The organism is Microbacterium sp. (assembly GCF_043427715.1).
Lineage (GTDB): Bacteria > Actinomycetota > Actinomycetes > Actinomycetales > Microbacteriaceae > Microbacterium.
This window is the reverse complement of record NZ_JBHWTD010000047.1, coordinates 1-5,334: the sequence shown is the minus strand read 5'-3', so window position 1 is coordinate 5,334 and position 5,334 is coordinate 1. Positions and strand designations below refer to the sequence as shown.

General features: G+C 70.1%; 5 protein-coding genes. 4 read left to right on the top strand and 1 reads right to left on the bottom strand.

Annotated elements, in window-relative coordinates; genetic code table 11:
* Positions 1 to 104: 104 nt before the first annotated feature.
* On the top strand, positions 105 to 1,457 hold the full coding sequence (locus tag ACHFGS_RS05120) for a DUF222 domain-containing protein (RefSeq protein ID WP_394278857.1): 1,353 nt from the start codon (positions 105 to 107) through the stop codon (positions 1,455 to 1,457).
* Between the two features lie 28 nt (positions 1,458 to 1,485).
* Here ACHFGS_RS05120 and ACHFGS_RS05115 read toward each other — a convergent pair whose 3' ends face one another.
* A complete protein-coding gene (locus ACHFGS_RS05115; protein ID WP_394278858.1) occupies positions 1,486 to 2,130 on the bottom strand; it encodes a TetR/AcrR family transcriptional regulator in 645 nt (214 codons plus the stop codon).
* 47 nt (positions 2,131 to 2,177) lie between these two features.
* On the opposite strand from ACHFGS_RS05115, the gene ACHFGS_RS05110 reads away from it, so the two are divergent.
* From ACHFGS_RS05110 to ACHFGS_RS05100, 3 genes are read left to right on the top strand one after another with little or no spacing between them, the layout of a single operon-like run.
* Positions 2,178 to 2,852, top strand: a complete 675-nt coding sequence (locus ACHFGS_RS05110; protein WP_394278859.1) for a class II aldolase/adducin family protein — start codon at positions 2,178 to 2,180, stop codon at positions 2,850 to 2,852.
* The gene (locus ACHFGS_RS05105; RefSeq protein WP_394278860.1) at positions 2,849 to 3,685 is read left to right on the top strand and encodes an aminoglycoside phosphotransferase family protein; all 837 of its coding nucleotides are present in this window, start codon (positions 2,849 to 2,851) and stop codon (positions 3,683 to 3,685) included. Before ACHFGS_RS05110 ends, ACHFGS_RS05105 begins: the two co-directional genes overlap by 4 nt.
* The gene (locus ACHFGS_RS05100; RefSeq protein WP_394289244.1) at positions 3,682 to 5,244 is read left to right on the top strand and encodes an FAD-dependent oxidoreductase; all 1,563 of its coding nucleotides are present in this window, start codon (positions 3,682 to 3,684) and stop codon (positions 5,242 to 5,244) included. Before ACHFGS_RS05105 ends, ACHFGS_RS05100 begins: the two co-directional genes overlap by 4 nt.
* The last annotated feature ends 90 nt before the right edge of the window (positions 5,245 to 5,334 follow it).

Below are 5,334 nucleotides of genomic sequence, written 5' to 3'. Positions count from 1 at the left end.
GAACTCTTGGCTCATCCGTTGACATGAGGGATTTCTCATCTGACTGCCTCGGCCGTACGGGTCAGCGATGGTTCGATGTCGGAGGCCCTCACCACAATGGAGGTATGACCAGCACGCCAGAGGCCCCCGGATCGGACGCTTTCCTCGCGTCGCTCGCGGGCATCGTGCATCAGGTCGAAGCGGTCGAACGCCAGGTCGCGGCGGGTCAGATCGCGCAGCTCAGGGTGCTCGCGCAGGCTGGTCAACTGGCAGAGTCGCAGACCATCGGCGTCGCCCGGAAGGTCGCCGCGCAGGACATGGCCCTCCGTTCCATCGCCGCCGAAGTCGGTGGGGTGATGCGGATCACCGACCGCACCGTGCAACGCCGCATCGACGAAGCCCGCACCATCATCGAGGGCTATCCCGCCTCTGTCGTCGCGTGGGAGGAAGGCCGCATCACCCGCGGGCACGTGCTCGTCATCGTCGACACGGGGTCGGTCGTTCCGGTCGAAATGCGCGCGGAGTTCGAGGAGGCTGCGATCGCGCGGTGCGAGCAGGACACCTCGAACCGGGTGCGGCCGGGGCTGGAGATCCTCGCGCAACGGATGCACCCCCGCTCCTTCACCGAACGACACATCGAGGCTGCCGAGATGCGGGGTGTGCGCCTGGTGCCCGGTCGGGACGGGATGTCGGATCTGATCGCGACCCTCCCCACGGTGATCGCCGAGGGGATCCACGACCGGCTCACCCAGCAGGCCCGCGCGGTCATCGACACCCGTGGAGAGCGTGCCGCGAACAACGAGCCGGCAGACACCGACGCGGCAACATCCCGGGCTGAGGCTGCGGCGACCGACAGCCGCTCGACCGATCAGGTCCGTGCCGACATCTTCGCCGACCTCCTCCTCGCCGGAACACCCGCGCTCGACGACACCCGCGACACCACCGCAGGACCGCTCGGCGCGATTCGTGCACGCGTGCAGGTCGTGGTGACAGCGAGCTGTCTCACTGGCAAGGATGACGGCCCCGCCGACCTCGTGGGACGCTCGGCGATCGATGCGAAGACCGCCCGGGTTCTCGCCGGGGATCAGCCGGCATGGGAGCGACTGTTCACCGACCCGGTCACCGGCACCGTCCATGAGGTCGACACATATCGGGTGCCGCAGCGGATGCGCCGATACCTGCAAGCCCGTGACCAGCATTGCCGGTTCCCCGGATGCCGTATGGCCGCGATCCGGTGCGAAGTCGACCACACGGTGGATCACGCCCTCGGCGGTGAGACGAGCACCCGAAATCTCGGTCATCTCTGCCAACGGCACCACTCGATGAAACAGTTCACCGCCTGGCGGGTCCGACAACTCCCGGGTGGTGTCCTCGAATGGACCTCACCCCTCGGCAAGACCTACCGCGAAGACGCACCCACCCCGGCCGTCGCGTTCACCCCTGCCGACACCACACCCGCCGAAGCCGCACCCTTCTGAGCGCTGAACAGACGGGGGTGCAGCCGCCTCACGCGCCGAGCATCGCTCGCACCGCGCGCTCCAGCTCTTCCACAAGGAGACCGCGCTCCGGCTCGGGAGCGGCGAAGGCCTCATGCATCACGGCATCCGCCGATGTGAAGACGACCCGCGCGACCGCCGCCGCGCGCTCCGCCGGAACCCCCTCCAGCAGGCCCAGCCGGTCCAGCATCTCCCGCACCTTCGCCGCCATCCGCTGCTTGTGCGCACGGCGCGCCTCAGCGGCCTCGGTGGTCGTTGCGCGGACCGAACCCAGCGACCGCGCGAACTCCTCATCACGGTAGACGTCGGCCACCGATCGCAAGAGGCGCCCCACGGCATCCGTCACACCGACCTCCGCCGGCATCCGTTCGAGCGCCGCATCGAAGAGCTGCTCCAACCGCCCGTGATAGCGAGCCACGATCGCCATCGTGATCGCCTCACGATCGGGGAGGTACTGATAGAGCGCCCCCACGCTCACCCCGGCCTCCGCCGCCACCCGCGGCAAGCTGATCGCGTCCACACCTTCGCGGCGCACCAGCTCCTCCGCGGCGGCGATCGCCCGGGCGAGCTTGTCACGCGAACGAGACTGCATCGGCGTTCGCCGCAGCGCCATCGCGTGCCAGCCGGCATCGTCCATCGGGGGGAGCGGATTCATTGAAAGCAAACTTGACTTTGGTTAGGGGGTACCGGAACAGTAACAGCATGGCGCCGCCCCCCTCCCCGTCCGATATCCGCGCAGAAGTGGCGACCGCCACCCGCGAACTCGCCGACCACGGCCTGTTCATCGGCACCGCCGGCAATGTGAGCCTCCGCTCCGGCGACCTCGTCGCGATCACGGCGACGGGCGCTGTCCTCAGCGAGATCACGCCCGCCGAGGTCACCGTCGTCACCCTCGACGGCACGGTCGTCGAGGGCACCTGCCAACCCACGTCGGAGCTTCTGCTCCACCTCGGCGTCCTGCGCGGATGCGACCCCGCCGAGGTCAGCGCCGCCGTCCACACGCACGCCCCCTGCGCCACCGCCCTCTCGATCACCCTCGACGAACTCCCGGTGATCCACTACCAGCAGCTCCTGTTGGGCGGCAGCCTCCGCGTCGCACCGTTCCACGCCCTCGGAACCCCCGAATTGGCCGAAGCTGTGCAGGCCGCACTCGATGGGCGTCTCGCCGCCCTCATGGCCAACCACGGCGCCGTCGCCCTCGGCGCCTCCCTGAAGGACGCCGTGGAGAACGCCCTGCTCACCGAGTGGCTCAGCGAGATCTACCTGCGCGCCAGCACGGTCGGCACACCCCGAGCCCTCACGTCGGAGCAGCAGCAGAGCGTCATCGCCACCGCGCAGCGTCTCGATTACGGCACCACCAAGCCGGTGCACGCATGAGCGTCATGCTCGGCGACCTCATCGCCCACGGCCGCTCCGCCGATGTGTTCGCCCTCAAGGGTGGCCGCGTCGCGAAGAAGTACAACGACGATTGGCCGGATGCCGCGATCGCACGCGAGATCGGCGACGCCCAGACGGCGTTCGATCTCCGGCTGACCCCCATCCGCTGCCACGGCCCGATCGACCTCGACGGCGGCCGCGCGGTCGCCTTCGACCGCATCGACGGGCGCGCCCTCACGACCGTCGCCGAGAAGAACATCCTGAAGATGGGCGCTGTCGCCCGCGCCCTCGCCAACGAGCACACCCGCATCCACCGCGCCCGGACCGATGCGTTCGCCGACGTCCGCGAGATCGCCGCCGATGTCCTCGAGACCGCACCGCTGTCCTCCCTGACAGCCGACGAGAAGACAACCCTCCGCAGCCACCTCGCATCCCTCCCCGGCGGCGACCGGCCCCTCCACCTCGACTACCACCCGATGAACGTCTTCGAGCACGCCGGCGGCGTCGCGACGATCGACTGGCAGTCCACCGCCGTGGGCGACCCCGCCGCCGACGTCGCCATGACCCATCTCCTTTTCACCGAGGCAGAGCTGTTCCCTGGCGCCTCTGCGTTGCAGAGGTTCATCTACGGCGCCGCGCGCACCACGATGGGCCGCATGTACCTCAAGGAGTACAAGGCCACCACGGGCATGACCGACGCCGACATCGATCGCTGGATGACCGCAGCCCGCATCCTCCGGCTCGGCCTGCTCGACATCGCGAGCGAGCGCGAGGGGCTCCTCTCCGGCATCCGCGCCGCCGTTCGACGGATGCGCGAGGAGACCACGCGGTGACCACGACGATCACCCGTGACGCGCTCACCGACTCGGGCGTCGTCGATCTCCTCGTCGTGGGCGGCGGCATCACCGGCGCCGCGATCGCCTATGAGGCGTCGAGCCGTGGCCTGTCCGTCGTCCTCGTCGAGAAGGACGATTTCGGAGCGGCGACCTCGGCCGCCACCGGCAAGCTCATCCACGGCGGGCTCCGCTACCTGAAGAAGCTCGAGGTCGCGCTGGTCCGCGAATCCCTTGCCGAGCGCCGCACGCTCTCCCTCCTCGCGCCGGGCCTCGTCTCCCCCATCTCGATGGTCCTTCCCGATCCCGGCCTCATCGAGCACCTCGGCCTCACCGCGTACGACCTGCTGTCCTTCGACCGCAACCGCGTCCCTGCGACCCACCGCATCCCCCGGCACCGCTCACTCTCCGCCGAGGAACTCGCCCAGCGCGGCCTCGGACACCTGCGCAGCGGCATCCTGTTCTCCGATGCCATGATGCTCTCGCCGGAGCGGCTCACGCTGGCGTTCCTGCGCTCCGCCGTCGCCGCAGGAGCGCGCGTCGCGAACTACGTGCGCGCCGACGAACTGCTCGTCCGCCGCGGTCACGTCGTCGGCGCCACCGTCACCGACCTCGTCTCGCGGACGAGCGCCCAGATCCGCGCCCGCGTGACCGTCAACGCGAGCGGCCCCTGGGCGCACGACGTGCTCGCCTCGCAGGCCGGTCTCCGCCGCACTGCCGGTCCCGCCCCGAAGGTCCGGTCTGAGGGGATCTACCTGCTCACGCGCCCCCTCACCGACACGATGGTCCTCACGGTCTCCTCGGGCGGTCACTTCAGCTTCGCGCCGTGGCGGGGCCGGACGCTCATCGGCCCAACGGAGACGCCGTACTCCGGCGACGTCGACGACTGGCGCCTCACTCGCGCCGCGATCGAGTCATTCGTCCACGACATCAACGCCACCAGCACGCTGCCCGTCCACCTCACAATGGACGACGTCGTCGCGGCGTACGGGGGCTTGCGTCCCCTCACCGAGACCGCCGGCGGCGACACCTACAACGCGTCCCGGGCTTCCGAACTCACCGATCACGCCCGCTCGGGGCTCTCGGGACTGGTGACGGCCGGAGGCGGCAAGTACACCACCGCGCGCGCGTTCGCCGAGAAGGTCGTCACCCACATCTCCCGCACTCGAGGGCTCCCGACGCGGCCCAGCCGCTCCTCGCGCACCCCGCTCGACGCGTCGGACCTCGCCGACACCTCCACCGCCACGCTCCTCGACAAGCTGTACGGCTCGGATGCCGCGGCTGTCCGCGCGATCGCCGACGAATCCGACCTGCTGTCGGAGGCGGCGACCGACGACGGCGAGCTCCTCGCGCAGATCGCCTTCGCGGCGCGCCACGAGGCGGTCGTGCACCTCACCGACATCCTCCTGAACCGCACCGGCATCGGCCGGCGCGGAAACCCCGGTGACGCGGTGCTCGACGCCGCCGCCGACATCGCCGCCGACGAGCTCGGCTGGGCCCCCGCGCGCCGCGCCGACGAAGGCACGGCCGCGGCTGCGGCCGTGCCTCTGCCGGACTGAGCCCACCGGCTGCGCCCCGCCTCGGACAGCGAAAAGCCCCCGCCAAGGCGGGGGCTTTTCCGTGGTGGACCTGAGGGGATTCGAACCCCT

Excerpts from the sequence above, each read along its gene's own strand:
- ACHFGS_RS05120 (WP_394278857.1), top strand. The coding sequence starts at position 105 with ATGACCAGCACGCCAGAGGCCCCCGGATCGGACGCTTTCCTCGCGTCG.
- ACHFGS_RS05115 (WP_394278858.1), bottom strand. The coding sequence starts at position 2,130 with ATGAATCCGCTCCCCCCGATGGACGATGCCGGCTGGCACGCGATGGCG.
- ACHFGS_RS05110 (WP_394278859.1), top strand. The coding sequence starts at position 2,178 with ATGGCGCCGCCCCCCTCCCCGTCCGATATCCGCGCAGAAGTGGCGACC.
- ACHFGS_RS05105 (WP_394278860.1), top strand. The coding sequence starts at position 2,849 with ATGAGCGTCATGCTCGGCGACCTCATCGCCCACGGCCGCTCCGCCGAT.